Origin of the sequence: Chryseobacterium sp. MYb264 (assembly GCF_035974275.1) — a bacterium.
Taxonomy (GTDB): domain Bacteria; phylum Bacteroidota; class Bacteroidia; order Flavobacteriales; family Weeksellaceae; genus Chryseobacterium.
This window is the reverse complement of record NZ_CP142422.1, coordinates 1,559,768-1,571,718: the sequence shown is the minus strand read 5'-3', so window position 1 is coordinate 1,571,718 and position 11,951 is coordinate 1,559,768. Positions and strand designations below refer to the sequence as shown.

The following is an 11,951-nucleotide window of genomic DNA, read 5'->3' as shown; positions in this document are numbered from 1 at the left end:
GTTATTTTTATATAATATAAGGTATTGATATACCTTAATTCCTTAGTGTCCCTAAATTCGAAAATCATATACGGAATTTCTTTTTTAAAAATACTGTTGTCTTCGGTACCTTTGGGGCGATATTGACGCATGCTTTTTAAAGAAACGGCCGAATGCAGAGGTAGAATTAAAGCCCGTTTCAAATGCAATCTGAGAAATGTTTTTTTCTGGATAGCCGAGCAGAACGTATACTTCTTTTAATAAGGCCTCATCAATAATCTGATGTGGCGTTTTGCCGGTCGCTTTTTTTACAATCAGAATAAGATATTTGTTGGTAATGAATAGCTTGTCCGCATAGTATTGTACGTCCTTATGCTGCAAAATATTTTCTTTCACCAATTCATTGAATTTAAAAAAAATATTATTGTTATCCTGTGGAGTAGGATATGCGTTGTCTTTTCTGTCTTTATCAATTAGGACTGCAACTTCCAATAAAATATTAATAATAATAGTACGAACAATATCTTCTGTAAAACGACCATTCCTCGTGGTCTGCTGTTGAAGATAATCCAATAAATTGATTAAGTGCGTACTACTTGATTCGTTGGAAATTACTACGTTAAAGCTATTTTTATTGAATAGAGACAGATTCTCGATAAAAAATGGATTAGAAATGTACTTGAGCAGGAAATTCTTTTCAAAGAATAGAACCTTCATACGGAAATCTTTGCTGGTATTTACAAATTTTATAATTGTTGACGGAGCAGATATCAGGAATCCGTTTTGGGATATTTTGTAATGCTGATTATCAATTTCTAAATCTATACTACCAGAAATACAGATGCAGAATGCATAAAAATCCATTCGGAAGAGTCTTTTTGGGAATTCAAAAATGAGTTTTCCTGACGATATAAAGTAAGGTTCGTCGCAATGTACGTGATAAAAAGATAATATTTCTTTAATACTTTCGTAAGCTTTCATGGTTCCTTTTTAAATGGATTTATGTAGGCCGATATAATTTTCGCCTTATATTTATCTCGCTACAGCTCCTCTCTTTTAATCTTTCGGACTTTGTAAAATAAAACACTATAGCTGGCAATGGCGCTTACTGTTCCTATGATTATCATTTTTATAACATAGGGATAGGTGAGGTCTACAGCGCCTTTTTCTATGATAAGTATTCTAAAGGCAGGTAGGAAATGTGTAAGCGGGATGATATTTGCAATATACTGAACCCAAGCTGGCATTTGGCTGAGCGGCCAGGTAAATCCTGACAGGATAAAGCTGGGTGTGGCAATAACCATAAGGATTTCCGTAGCTTTCAGCTGGTTCGGAACAAGGATACTTACCAAAATTCCTATAAAGCAGACCGAGATTACAAAAACGCCCGCTATAAGGGTAAGCGGAAAAATGTTTTCATAAAAAGGAATTCTGAACCACTTGGTAAAACCCCAGTACATCAGCCATATCCCGAAGCTCATTATGAGATAAGGCAAGATTTTAACCAGTATCAGCATAAATGCAGAACGGCTTCTATGTACCAGATATTTGAAAGTGCAGTTTTCAAACTCGGAAGCAAAAGAAAGAGCAAGCCCCAATAGTAATACCTGCTGAAGCACAGTAGCCAAAACACCTGGCCACAAAAAATACATATAGTTGGTGCTTCTATTGTTCTTTTTTATAAACGTGGTTTTAAATGGCTCATACTGGCTCATTAGCAAATTTTCCGGAACTCCTTGTTTGCGCAATGTTTCGACCTGTGTTCCTGCTTTGAGGGTTCCTAAGACCAGCTGAAGTGCTGATGAAGAATAATTTGCCGTCAATACATTTGCAGTATTGACTATGGTAGTGACTTCAGGATATCGTTTTGTCAGCACATCTTTCTCAAAATCTTTTGGGATAATAACGACGCAGGTTGCATCTTTCTCAATCATCAAACGATTGAGGTTTGTCTCATCAAACTGCAGCCTTGCAACAGACAAAACTTCGTTGTCATTCATCATTTCGATGGCTTTCCGGCTGAGTGCGCTTTGGTCATAATCTACCACTATAATTGGTAAATCTGTCACTTTCCCTTTGCTGTAAACATATCCCAACAAAATACCGTACATCAAAGGAGCCCCAATAAACAAAATTCTGAGAACCTTGTTGCTCCAGAACAAACCGAACTCCCGTTTGATCAGATTGAGAAATGTTTTCATTATTAAGGTTTTAGCGTTACTGTTGTTTTGCTTAGGATATCGTTTGCTTGTTGGATGTTAATAGGGTCTATCAATATTTCATACAAAGCGTCCTGCACTTCATAATCAGGATATGCTGTAGCAATATTAGCATAGGCACCTATTTGTTTTATATTTCTGATTTTCCCTTTGATATCCCGATTCTTGTAAGGTATATGCACATTGATTTCTTTTCCTTGTGCATAATTTGCCAATTGGCTTTCAGGAATAGTAAAACGGAAATAAATGGAATTATTAAGAGAACCTTTGAAAAGCGTATATCCTGGTAGTGCCAGTTCCCCCAGCTTCAATGTGATGGATTCTATTTTCATATCCTGTGGTGCAATGATATACCTTTCTTTCTCGGCAACCTGTACTTCTTTCAAAGCTCCTTGTGCACGGTCTTTTTGTCCCAACGCCATTGTTTGCTGTTCTATGCGGACCCCGTTTTTAACATCGGCAATTTCTGCATCTACGGCTATCATTTGTGATTTGGCTCCCTGATACTTGGCGAATACTTCATCATATTGCTGTTGCGGAACCAGTGAATCCTTTACCATTGCATTCATTCTTGCCAGCGATTTTTTTGCAAACTCATATTGCTCTACCAAAGCGGATTTCTTGGCATAGAGCTGTGCCAACTGATTGGCAGTAGCACCGTGTACACTCATCTCATATTGTGCCTGAGCAGATTTTACCGCACCTTGTGCCTGTGATTTTTTTGCGTCTACTTCCGGGATTTCCAATATCGCCAATGTATCTCCTTTTTTAACAAGAGCTCCCTCGCTGATCAGAATTTTATCTATCCTGCCTGCTATTTTGCCTACTACTGCAATCTCTTCCCGCTCGGTCTTTCCCTGGATGGTTTGTGATACTTTCGGTTTATTCTCACAAGAAGCTAAAATGCCTGCAATGCTTAGTATGTAAATAATTTTTTTCATTTTGCTTAGTTTTGGATTTTAATAAAGTTTGATAATTTTCCCGATGCACGGTAAACTTCAATAGCAGCATTACGCTGTTCAATCACGGTTTCTACTTTGTTTAAGGATTCTTTGTATATATCGTTTTCCGCCCCCAGGCGTTCAGTGACGTTAATAAGCCCTAATCTGTATTGTTTTGATGCTATCTCATTATTATTTTGTGCTATTTTTTCCCTTTGGATCGCAATATCTACCTTATGTAACGTGGTATTGTATTCTACCTTGTTTTTTTCCAATTCCAGGTCTACTTTTTCTTTGGTGTCAGCTAGTTTATTTTCAACCTGGGCGAGTCCTATTTTGGCTTCGTCTATTTTATGTTTACGTTCAAATCCGCTGAAGAGTTCCCATTTCACGGCCACGCCTAACATCCAGTTCGGATGTAGTGTCAATTCATTTAGTTTCAAATTGGCGGTCGTATTTAATTGTTCAATCGGCACTTTTGTATTGGCATTATATAATGATGCATAGCTATATCCCGCAAAAGCCCCAACTGTGGGAAGAAGGCTTCCTTTTTCTTTTTTAAGGGCATATTCGGAAGCTTTTTTGAAAGATTCCAGTGCTTTTACCTCATTTCGTTCTGCTGTGCTCAGGCTGTCCAAAATAATGATGGGCTCCAACTGATGATTGGTTTTAAGAATTTCTTCTTCAGAAAGATTGGTGGATTGTTTTATCTTGAGTATCAGAAGTTTTCTTTTATTTTAAACATCTGCACGTTTGGAAGCCAATTCCAGAGTGGAAAGTTTGATCTTATCTCGGTCGTAAGGAATTGCCAACCTTTCGGATATCGCCTTTTCTACTCTTTCTTTTTCCTTATTCAATCTCTTTTCGCTGTTATCGATGAGTTTTTCGGCGGTTTCCAGAAGTTTGAGACGGTCAAAGCTCCCTATGATATCTTTTATGACCTCATTTTTCTGATTTTCCATCATAAAAGCTGTTCCTGTGTTTTTTTCTTTGAGAGCCTTGGCTCCATTTAGGATTTGTCCGCCACTGAACAGTACCGCTTTTGCGGTAATACCTCCATAAAGGATATTCGCATTTGTGCTGAAATCGGAAGATCCCCCAAAAACAGGATATCCTGTGATGGGTAAATTCAGGGTAGCTAGATCTAATTTTGCATCACTGCTGATGTAAGAGTATAAACCTGACGCCTCGACCTTCGGTATATATTTTGCCAATATGCTTTTGCGTTCTAATTCTAATTTTTGTAATTCAAGATCTTGATTCCTTTTTTCAGTATTTTTTTGCAATGCCTTTCCGATAGCATAATCCAAATCCTTACTTATAAGAATCTGTGCGTTGGTGATAGTGCCGAATAGGATAAATGTAATGGCTAACTTTATTTTTTTCATAACATTTCGTTTTGAATGTTGTTTTGAATATGCTGAAAGAAGTTTTTTATCTCCATAATTTGATTTTCGGAAAGTCCTCTGGTTGCTCTTTCGGTGACATTGTTCACAATATACATTACTTTTTCCTCTATCTCCTTTCCTTTATTTGTTAAATATATTAGATTTTGCCTTCTGTCAGTAGGGTGAGACCTTCTTTCTACGTAACCTTCTTTTTCCAATTGATCAATAAGTCTAGTTATGCTGGGTTTATCCCTGTGGGTAAAATCTGCTATTGACTGCTGTGAACATCCCTGTTGTTTCCATAAAGGTACTAGCACCGACCATTGTTCCCGGGTCAGGTTAATATTATTCAATTTGAATTGCTGACCCAAAAAACGGTTGAACAGTAGAGGTACATTACCGGTAAGCAGATTGTATCGATCTTGTTCAGTTAATATTTTTTCAGCTTTCATATAAAAATTATTATTGAACAAAGTTAATTAAACAATAGTTGTAATAACAACTATTTGTGTTAAATTTTTTTAAATCTTGATATGATTGAGATGACATAAGCTTTTGATTTAATTATTGTTAAGACAATTTGTGATTAGTGAAAATAAACGATACTTTAATTCTAATGGCTGATTTGAGTACCTATCAAAAATCGCATACCGCTCGCTATTATTTTCTTTTATTACTATTTTGTTGAGATTTCCTTTCACTCGCGAAATATTTTTATATCTCTTCAGTAATGCAGAGCCTTCACCGTCCGGTACTTTTTCCATCTTTAATAATTCTTCCCAGGTTATTTTACTCTTTGTACTTGGCGGTGGTGGAAGTCTCAGGTCTATCGGAAGTCTTTCAGTTGAAATAATCTTCTTCTCTTTCAAACGATAAGCTGTAAAAGTTGCGGTCTCACCTTGAACGGAATAGTCTAGTGAATCGTATTGTAAAGGAATCACAATTTTAGTTTCGTACTCTAAAAGTCCAACTTTATTAGCAGTCTTTACGATGCTGTAAGAAAATAGCTTATCTTTTAATCTGGTAATTTTATCATATGGATAAGAGTCAGGATTTTCATCAATTTGCATTCTCCGTTAACAAAAGAGGGACGAGTGAATCCCACTCGATTATTTTTCTTGTAAAAAATATTTTTATCACTATCCTGGACAATTTCAAAATTGGTAAAATATCTCTTATTGTTTGAATCTATATAATGAAGCGTATTTCCTTTTCGCATCAAATAATACGAACGTGTAGGCTCTCCCATAATCGGATCAATATCGAAATCAATTACTTCATCATATTGAGGAGAAACCTTTATATTTCCCAATGTATCTGTAAGCCCCCATTGCGTACCTACTTGCATAGGAATTAAAAAAAACATCATTCTTCTTGGCATTTTGTGAAATCTTTTCCCCACTATTAATTTTTTTACAAGAAAAAAACATACAAGAAGAAAACTTAGAAATAATGTAAACATAGCCATAAACGTGATTGTGTAAGCAAATATATTAATTTTGAACACTATACCGTTTAATCTGCCCTAAAATGCCCAACTTAGTTTAAAAAAAATCAGTGCAGACATTTTTTGATAATTTAGGACGTTGTGACGATGTCACTATTATAATCCATATTTTATTCCGACACTTAAAATAATTCCTATCTTTGAGAAAAATTAGTTTTTAACCAAGTGGTCAGCCCATTTTGGAATATGACACAAAAATAGAAATGAAGATAAAAAAAAATATTTTTCAGCATATTAACCGCTCTTGTTTTAATAATATCAATATTCCTTTATATGAATAGGGATAAATTTGTCTATGTAGGTTCAATAGATATTATTGAAGTCGATTGCAGCAGACAACGTCAAATTTTGAGCGAAGTTTTAGAAAATGACCAACGGATAAGAAAATCAAATGAACTTATTAAATTCGCTAAAGAAGATCACAGGAATCAAGAATTAGTGATTAGCATTATTGAAAAGTATGGTATGCCAACTTTAAAGGAGGTGAATCAAAGACAAATGGATGCAATCTGGTTGGGACTGCACAAAGATGTCACGAAACGTCCCGAAGATATTTATAAGCCTTTTGGACTGACTAGGGCTACCTTTTACCGTTATGCTAAGATTTTGGATAATCATACTGATTAAGAAATTAAAAAAATGGGGGTTAAAATGTAAAAAGTTCGCTAATCTAAACGTAGATTTGACCAAAATAAGACTGTATGAAACCAATGATCAATTCATCAAAATAATATTTTATATTATTAGTATAAATGGCTTTGCGAATATCATATAATTTGGATTGACGCAATGCGTAAATTTGGAATTTATCTGCAAGCTTAAGTTCACCCATACCTGTAATTTGTTTCATCTTTTCCCTATTTTGTTTTAACTCAGAAATGTATCATCGAAGTAATTTTGCATCATAAATTATTAAAAATCATAAATTAAAATTTAATAAGTATGAATCTATCAGAGAACATTTCGGGTAAAGTAGTAGTAATTACAGGAGCAAGTAGTGGCTTAGGTGAAAGTACTGCACGTCTTTTAGCTGCTAAAGGAGCAAACGTAGTTTTAGGAGCCCGCAGAGAAGAAAGCCTAAACAAAATTGCTGTAGACATTAATAAACAAGGAAACGGAAAAGCAGTTTATCTTAAAACAGACGTAACCAATAAATCCGATGTACAAGCTTTAATCAATAAAGCCATCAGTGAGTTCGGGAAACTTGATGTCCTTTTGAATAATGCAGGCTTAATGTCAATTGCTCCATTAACTGAAGTTAAAGTGGATGAATGGGAGAGAATGATTGATATTAATATCAAAGGAGTATTGTACGGAATAGCAGCAGCATTGCCTATTTTCGAAAAACAAGAATCAGGACATTTTATCAATATTTCTTCTGTAGCAGGAATTAAGGTATTTAGTCCAGGAGGTACGGTTTACAGTGGTACCAAATTTGCAGTTCGGGCTATTTCCGAAGGGTTACGCCACGAAGTAGGTGGAAAAATTAGAACTACAACCATTGAACCAGGTGCTATTGATTCAGAATTGAAATATGGAAGCTCACACAAAGCAAGTACTGACTTCGTAGTAGATTTTTACATACACGCCATTCCAGCCGATTCTGTTGCAAGAGCCATTGCCTATGCCATAGAACAACCCGCAGATGTAGATATCAACGAAATTGTTCTTCGTCCGACCGTACAGGAATTTTAATAATTCAATAATTAGACGTAATTTTAATATTAGGATAAGGCATTTCTTATGGTGTCTTATCCTTAATTTTAAATGAAGCTTATGATTCATTTTGATAACATAAAAGAATACAACAGGTTTAATGGTTACAACGACCCAAAGAAAGACTTGATAGATGTTGTAAAATATGAAGACTGTAAAAGTTTACGTTTGTTGTGTGATGGGCTTACATCAGACTTTTATATGATGGCATTTAAGCGCAATATGACAGACTTAAATTGGTATGGAAATACTGAGTTTGATACAACATCAGCATTTCTATATTTTATTAAACCTAATCAAATTCACAGTTGGAATATAGATAAAAGATGGGAAGGTTACCACATTTTGATTTCGCCCATACTTTTACGAGATTACAACATTGATTTTAGCTTTTTTCAGTATGACATTAACGAAGCCTTATTCCTAACAAATGATGAGCAAAATAGAATAGAAAATTTGTATGTACAAATTTTGGAGGAATACCAAAAAGACAACTATGACATGGCTCTCTTGTTGGCATATTGCAATCTGATATTTACTTATATAGGCAAATGCTATAAACGTCAGTTTGAAACAAGACAGCCACTGTATAACAAATTAGTATTAGAATTTAAAAAGTTATTAAACGATTACTATTTAAACGGCCAGCAAGGAATACCTAATGTTCATTATTTTTCCGATAAATTACATTTGTCTACCAACTACTTTGGCGACTTGATAAAATACAACACTGGTAAAACTCCCTCAGAAATTATTCAGGATAAAATAATCTCAGAGGCAAAAAAGCATTTGGAAACATCAAATAGAACTGTTGGCGAAATTGGGTATGATTTAGGCTTTGAATATCCCACATACTTCACAAGATTCTTTAAAAAACATACTGGAATGACACCCACAACGTATAGAGAAAATAAAGCCAGCAGATAATAACCAGAGTTTCGTTGGGCTTGCAAAGCCAACAATGAATTGAAAAATCATCGAACCAAAATAAATAATAAAAAACGCTGAGATAAACTCCTGTTGAACGGAAGCTTCGGGAGCTTTTTTTCAGCATTATGGGCTTATCGACGAAAGATTTTAAAGATTTACAGGAGACTTTCAGAAAGGTCTCTTTTTTTTGTGGGTGAATTTGGTGGTTTTTCTTGGTTTTATCGTGTTTTCCTTCACATTTGGGCATAAATTCTCTTACGCAAAATGTTAGATTTTAGGCTTTTCAAAGTTTTGGCTCATCTCCAAAAACCAACTTGGCGGACCGCGCAAATCGAAGCTCGCAACCGGAGGTTTAGTTCAACTTAATTATGCGTATGGTAAATCCGCCGAAGGTTTAAGCAAAAATTGTATTGGCAAAATGGCGGTGTAACGTGCTAGTTAAATTTTTTTTGCTTCATATTCCTCAATGCCAATTTTATTAGCTTTTTTTTTCATAATTTCCCGTATAGAAATTGGCTTTTACTTTGTGTAGCCTAAGTCGAAACTTTCGTTTTCGATTTTAGCTCATTTCGCAAAGCCCCAAACTGTTATGTACAAGGCTAAACAACTTCTCATCCAAACTTGAGGAAACGATTTTTGAAATAGAAATTTAATATATTTAGAATGCCAAAATGTTTTTAAGACAATAATTTTATGGATATTATAAACTTTCCTGAACATTTATTTGATAATAACCACACAGAGACTCCAGACCTGCAAATTGCTAACTACGAAGCGTATAAACATGTTTCCAAAAATAAGATAAACCTAAACAAAAATGTATTCAGTTTTTTGTTGGACGGTCAAAAGGACATTCACTTTTCTAATGACATCGTTTCAATAGATCCTACGCAAGCCTTGCTCCTTGCATCGGGGAATTTTTTAACAACAGAACTTATCGGGGCAAATAGCTACAGCTGCCTACTCTTTTTCTTTTCTCAGAAAAATATTAATGATTTTTTATTGAAATATGGGCATTTATCTAATCCAAATAACTTAAATAAAACAACGACCAATAGTCCCTTTTTCCTTATTCAAAAAGACAATTTTATTATCCATTTTATTAATTCTATTCAACAAATTTATGGTTTGAATCAAACTATCTCTCAAAAGATTCTGGAATTGAAATTTGAAGAAATTATGCTGTATCTGGCTGATAAGTATGGGCAAAGCTTTTTTGTTTATCTACATTCATTGTTAATCAATGAAAGAGAATTATCTTTTAAAATGGTCATTGAAAAAAATCTGTACACGAGTTTGAATATTGACGAGGTCGCTTTTCTATGTAATATGAGTCTGTCTACTTTTAAACGAAAATTTTTACAATTATATCAAGAGTCTCCAGGAAAATGGTTTCAACTAAAACGGCTCAACAAAGCCAAAAAATTATTGCTCAATAATGAAGCAACACCATCAGAAATCTATATGGACTTTGGTTATGATAGCTTATCAAATTTTAGCACAGCTTTTAAAAATGAATTTGGTTACAGTCCAAAAAACATTATGAAAACTTGACCTTTTTTCATAAGTTTTTGAGCTAAATAAAAAAGTACCACAAGCTTAAAGGTGCTACATTTGTTAAAACAAAATTGGTTTAATTTAAAAATAAAAAAAATGAAAAAACTAGGATTATTAGTTCGACTAGAGGCAAAAGCAGGAAAAGAAAAAGATGTTGAAGATTTTATTACAGGTGCATTGCCACTTGCTAATGAAGAAGCAGGTACTGTTACATGGTATGCGTTCCGTATTGACGCTTCTACATTTGGAATTTTTGATACTTTTTCAGATGAAGAAGGCAGAGAAGCTCATCTTGGTGGTAAGATTGCAAAAGCGTTAATGGAAAATGCACCTGAATTGTTGGCTACTCAACCTTCTATTGAGAAAATAGATGTGTTAGCAGCTAAATAAACAAAGCACAAGTATTCTAAAATGGAAGCCTGTCAGAGTTCTTTAAATGAATTTCGACAGGCTTTCTTTATTTGCAAAACAGCTTGAATATAAATTAAGATTAGACTGACGAAGAAGTTCAGCACACAATAACGAGAGTGTCCTTGTTCTTGAAAAGCCGGTAATGAAACTCATGTTGAACGTAAGCTTCGGGAGCTTTTTTTTCAGCATTATGGGTTTTTCGACGGAAAATTTTAAAGATATACAAGAGACTTCTAGAAGAGTCTCTTTTTTTGTGAATAATATTGGTAGCTTTTCTTGGTTTTATCGTGTTTTCCTTCACTTTTGGGCATAAATTCTCTTACCCAAATGCTAGATTTTAGGGGTTTCAAAGTTTTGGCTCATCTCCAAAAACCGTGTGTTTAAAATAAGATTGTGAAGGTGATTTTGATTTTTTCTGAAGATAAAAAAGGTAATGATAGATTTGCTCTGCATCTAATTCTGTCGGGATTTTACCGAAATGCAGCGATACCGCAGCGACGTGTCTGGAGTGATTATTGAACGTACTTCGGCTTCTTCCCAAAACCGAAACGGTAGGTTTAAAACGGTCTAAAAGTTCTGTAAAACCAGGAACTTCGAGCTTCGCCTGATTGATAATTTTGTTTTCTCTGAGCTCGTCTAAACTCTTTTTTTTGTTGCCATTCTAGTGATTTTTTAATTAACTTTACAAAGTAACTGATTTATGCGAACTGTAAAGCTACCGGAGGTTTAGTTCAACAAGGGTCTTGCGATAGTGGGGCGAAACTTCAAAGTTCAACGGTAGTTCTTCGGTTCAACTTTTGTGTAAAATTGAAGATTTGTGCTTCGATTGCCCACCATCGCAAAGCCCCGAAACGTTAATAACCACTTTTAAAATCTCAAAAATGATATATTAGCTCATCACCGGTTAAAAAGTCAAAAAATTTTTATTATATGGACTCGAAAAGATTAGAAAAAATTTCATTAGGTGCACTGATAATGACGGTAATTATATTTCTAATGGAAATTAATTTTTACGATGATACTAATTACACCACAAATAAAGTGAACGAAATATTATTCTGGTCGTTCCTCAGAGGTTTAGTAATTTCAGTAGGTGTTTACATTGGAAATCAATACTTTTCAAAATTCAAAGACAAGTAATAGTAAAAGTTTCTACTCATAAACTGACATTGTTTACAATCTCAAAAAAACGTTTAATAATATTTATGTAATACAATATCTTAATCGATAGGATGGGGGGACAAAATCTCATCCTACATTTTAAAATTACTTCATTCCTTTCTTTTATCATACAGAAGAATTG

Annotated in this window: 16 protein-coding genes; 6 read left to right on the top strand and 10 right to left on the bottom strand. The window is 34.4% G+C overall.

What is annotated here, in order from left to right; translation table 11 throughout:
• Positions 1 to 84: 84 nt before the first annotated feature.
• The 8 genes from VUJ46_RS06700 to VUJ46_RS06665 all read right to left on the bottom strand — a co-directional run bounded on the left by VUJ46_RS06700 (position 85) and on the right by VUJ46_RS06665 (position 5,896).
• The gene (locus VUJ46_RS06700; protein ID WP_326984223.1) at positions 85 to 960 is read right to left on the bottom strand and encodes a helix-turn-helix domain-containing protein; all 876 of its coding nucleotides are present in this window, start codon (positions 958 to 960) and stop codon (positions 85 to 87) included.
• A gap of 59 nt (positions 961 to 1,019) precedes the next feature.
• The gene (locus tag VUJ46_RS06695) at positions 1,020 to 2,180 is read right to left on the bottom strand and encodes an ABC transporter permease (protein WP_326984222.1); all 1,161 of its coding nucleotides are present in this window, start codon (positions 2,178 to 2,180) and stop codon (positions 1,020 to 1,022) included.
• A 2-nt stretch (positions 2,181 to 2,182) separates the two neighbouring features.
• Positions 2,183 to 3,139 carry an HlyD family secretion protein gene (locus tag VUJ46_RS06690; protein ID WP_326984221.1) on the bottom strand — a complete coding sequence of 319 codons (957 nt, stop codon included), beginning with the start codon at positions 3,137 to 3,139 and terminating at the stop codon, positions 2,183 to 2,185.
• 5 nt (positions 3,140 to 3,144) lie between these two features.
• Positions 3,145 to 3,795: a TolC family protein gene (locus tag VUJ46_RS06685; RefSeq protein WP_326984220.1), complete on the bottom strand. Its 651-nt coding sequence runs from the start codon at positions 3,793 to 3,795 to the stop codon at positions 3,145 to 3,147.
• Between the two features lie 81 nt (positions 3,796 to 3,876).
• On the bottom strand, positions 3,877 to 4,527 hold the full coding sequence (locus VUJ46_RS06680; protein WP_326984219.1) for a TolC family protein: 651 nt from the start codon (positions 4,525 to 4,527) through the stop codon (positions 3,877 to 3,879).
• Positions 4,524 to 4,979 carry a MarR family winged helix-turn-helix transcriptional regulator gene (locus VUJ46_RS06675; protein WP_089768737.1) on the bottom strand — a complete coding sequence of 152 codons (456 nt, stop codon included), beginning with the start codon at positions 4,977 to 4,979 and terminating at the stop codon, positions 4,524 to 4,526. Before VUJ46_RS06675 ends, VUJ46_RS06680 begins: the two co-directional genes overlap by 4 nt.
• A gap of 108 nt (positions 4,980 to 5,087) precedes the next feature.
• Positions 5,088 to 5,597, bottom strand: coding sequence for a hypothetical protein (locus VUJ46_RS06670; protein ID WP_326984218.1), 510 nt, complete (start codon positions 5,595 to 5,597; stop codon positions 5,088 to 5,090).
• Positions 5,543 to 5,896, bottom strand: a complete 354-nt coding sequence (locus VUJ46_RS06665; RefSeq protein WP_326984217.1) for a hypothetical protein — start codon at positions 5,894 to 5,896, stop codon at positions 5,543 to 5,545. Before VUJ46_RS06665 ends, VUJ46_RS06670 begins: the two co-directional genes overlap by 55 nt.
• Before the next feature lie 411 nt (positions 5,897 to 6,307).
• Here VUJ46_RS06665 and VUJ46_RS06660 point away from each other — a divergent pair, with 411 nt between their 5' ends.
• Positions 6,308 to 6,661, top strand: coding sequence for a hypothetical protein (locus VUJ46_RS06660; protein ID WP_326984216.1), 354 nt, complete (start codon positions 6,308 to 6,310; stop codon positions 6,659 to 6,661).
• Between the two features lie 43 nt (positions 6,662 to 6,704).
• On the opposite strand, the gene VUJ46_RS06655 is transcribed toward VUJ46_RS06660, so the two are convergent.
• Entirely contained in the window at positions 6,705 to 6,884 is a 180-nt protein-coding gene (locus VUJ46_RS06655; RefSeq protein ID WP_326984215.1) for a hypothetical protein, read from the bottom strand.
• Positions 6,885 to 6,976: 92 nt separating this feature from the next.
• On the opposite strand from VUJ46_RS06655, the gene VUJ46_RS06650 reads away from it, so the two are divergent.
• The 4 genes from VUJ46_RS06650 (at position 6,977) to VUJ46_RS06635 (ending at position 10,627) form a co-directional block, all read left to right on the top strand.
• Positions 6,977 to 7,729 (top strand): SDR family oxidoreductase, encoded by a 753-nt coding sequence (locus tag VUJ46_RS06650; protein ID WP_326984214.1) that lies wholly within the window; start codon positions 6,977 to 6,979, stop codon positions 7,727 to 7,729.
• Between the two features lie 81 nt (positions 7,730 to 7,810).
• Positions 7,811 to 8,677 carry a helix-turn-helix domain-containing protein gene (locus VUJ46_RS06645; protein WP_326984213.1) on the top strand — a complete coding sequence of 289 codons (867 nt, stop codon included), beginning with the start codon at positions 7,811 to 7,813 and terminating at the stop codon, positions 8,675 to 8,677.
• Between the two features lie 696 nt (positions 8,678 to 9,373).
• Positions 9,374 to 10,234, top strand: coding sequence for a helix-turn-helix domain-containing protein (locus VUJ46_RS06640; RefSeq protein ID WP_326984212.1), 861 nt, complete (start codon positions 9,374 to 9,376; stop codon positions 10,232 to 10,234).
• A gap of 99 nt (positions 10,235 to 10,333) precedes the next feature.
• Positions 10,334 to 10,627 (top strand): putative quinol monooxygenase, encoded by a 294-nt coding sequence (locus VUJ46_RS06635; protein WP_123853373.1) that lies wholly within the window; start codon positions 10,334 to 10,336, stop codon positions 10,625 to 10,627.
• A 367-nt stretch (positions 10,628 to 10,994) separates the two neighbouring features.
• On the opposite strand, the gene VUJ46_RS06630 is transcribed toward VUJ46_RS06635, so the two are convergent.
• Positions 10,995 to 11,189 carry a hypothetical protein gene (locus tag VUJ46_RS06630; RefSeq protein ID WP_326984211.1) on the bottom strand — a complete coding sequence of 65 codons (195 nt, stop codon included), beginning with the start codon at positions 11,187 to 11,189 and terminating at the stop codon, positions 10,995 to 10,997.
• A 389-nt stretch (positions 11,190 to 11,578) separates the two neighbouring features.
• Here VUJ46_RS06630 and VUJ46_RS06625 point away from each other — a divergent pair, with 389 nt between their 5' ends.
• A complete protein-coding gene (locus VUJ46_RS06625; protein ID WP_326984210.1) occupies positions 11,579 to 11,788 on the top strand; it encodes a hypothetical protein in 210 nt (69 codons plus the stop codon).
• The last annotated feature ends 163 nt before the right edge of the window (positions 11,789 to 11,951 follow it).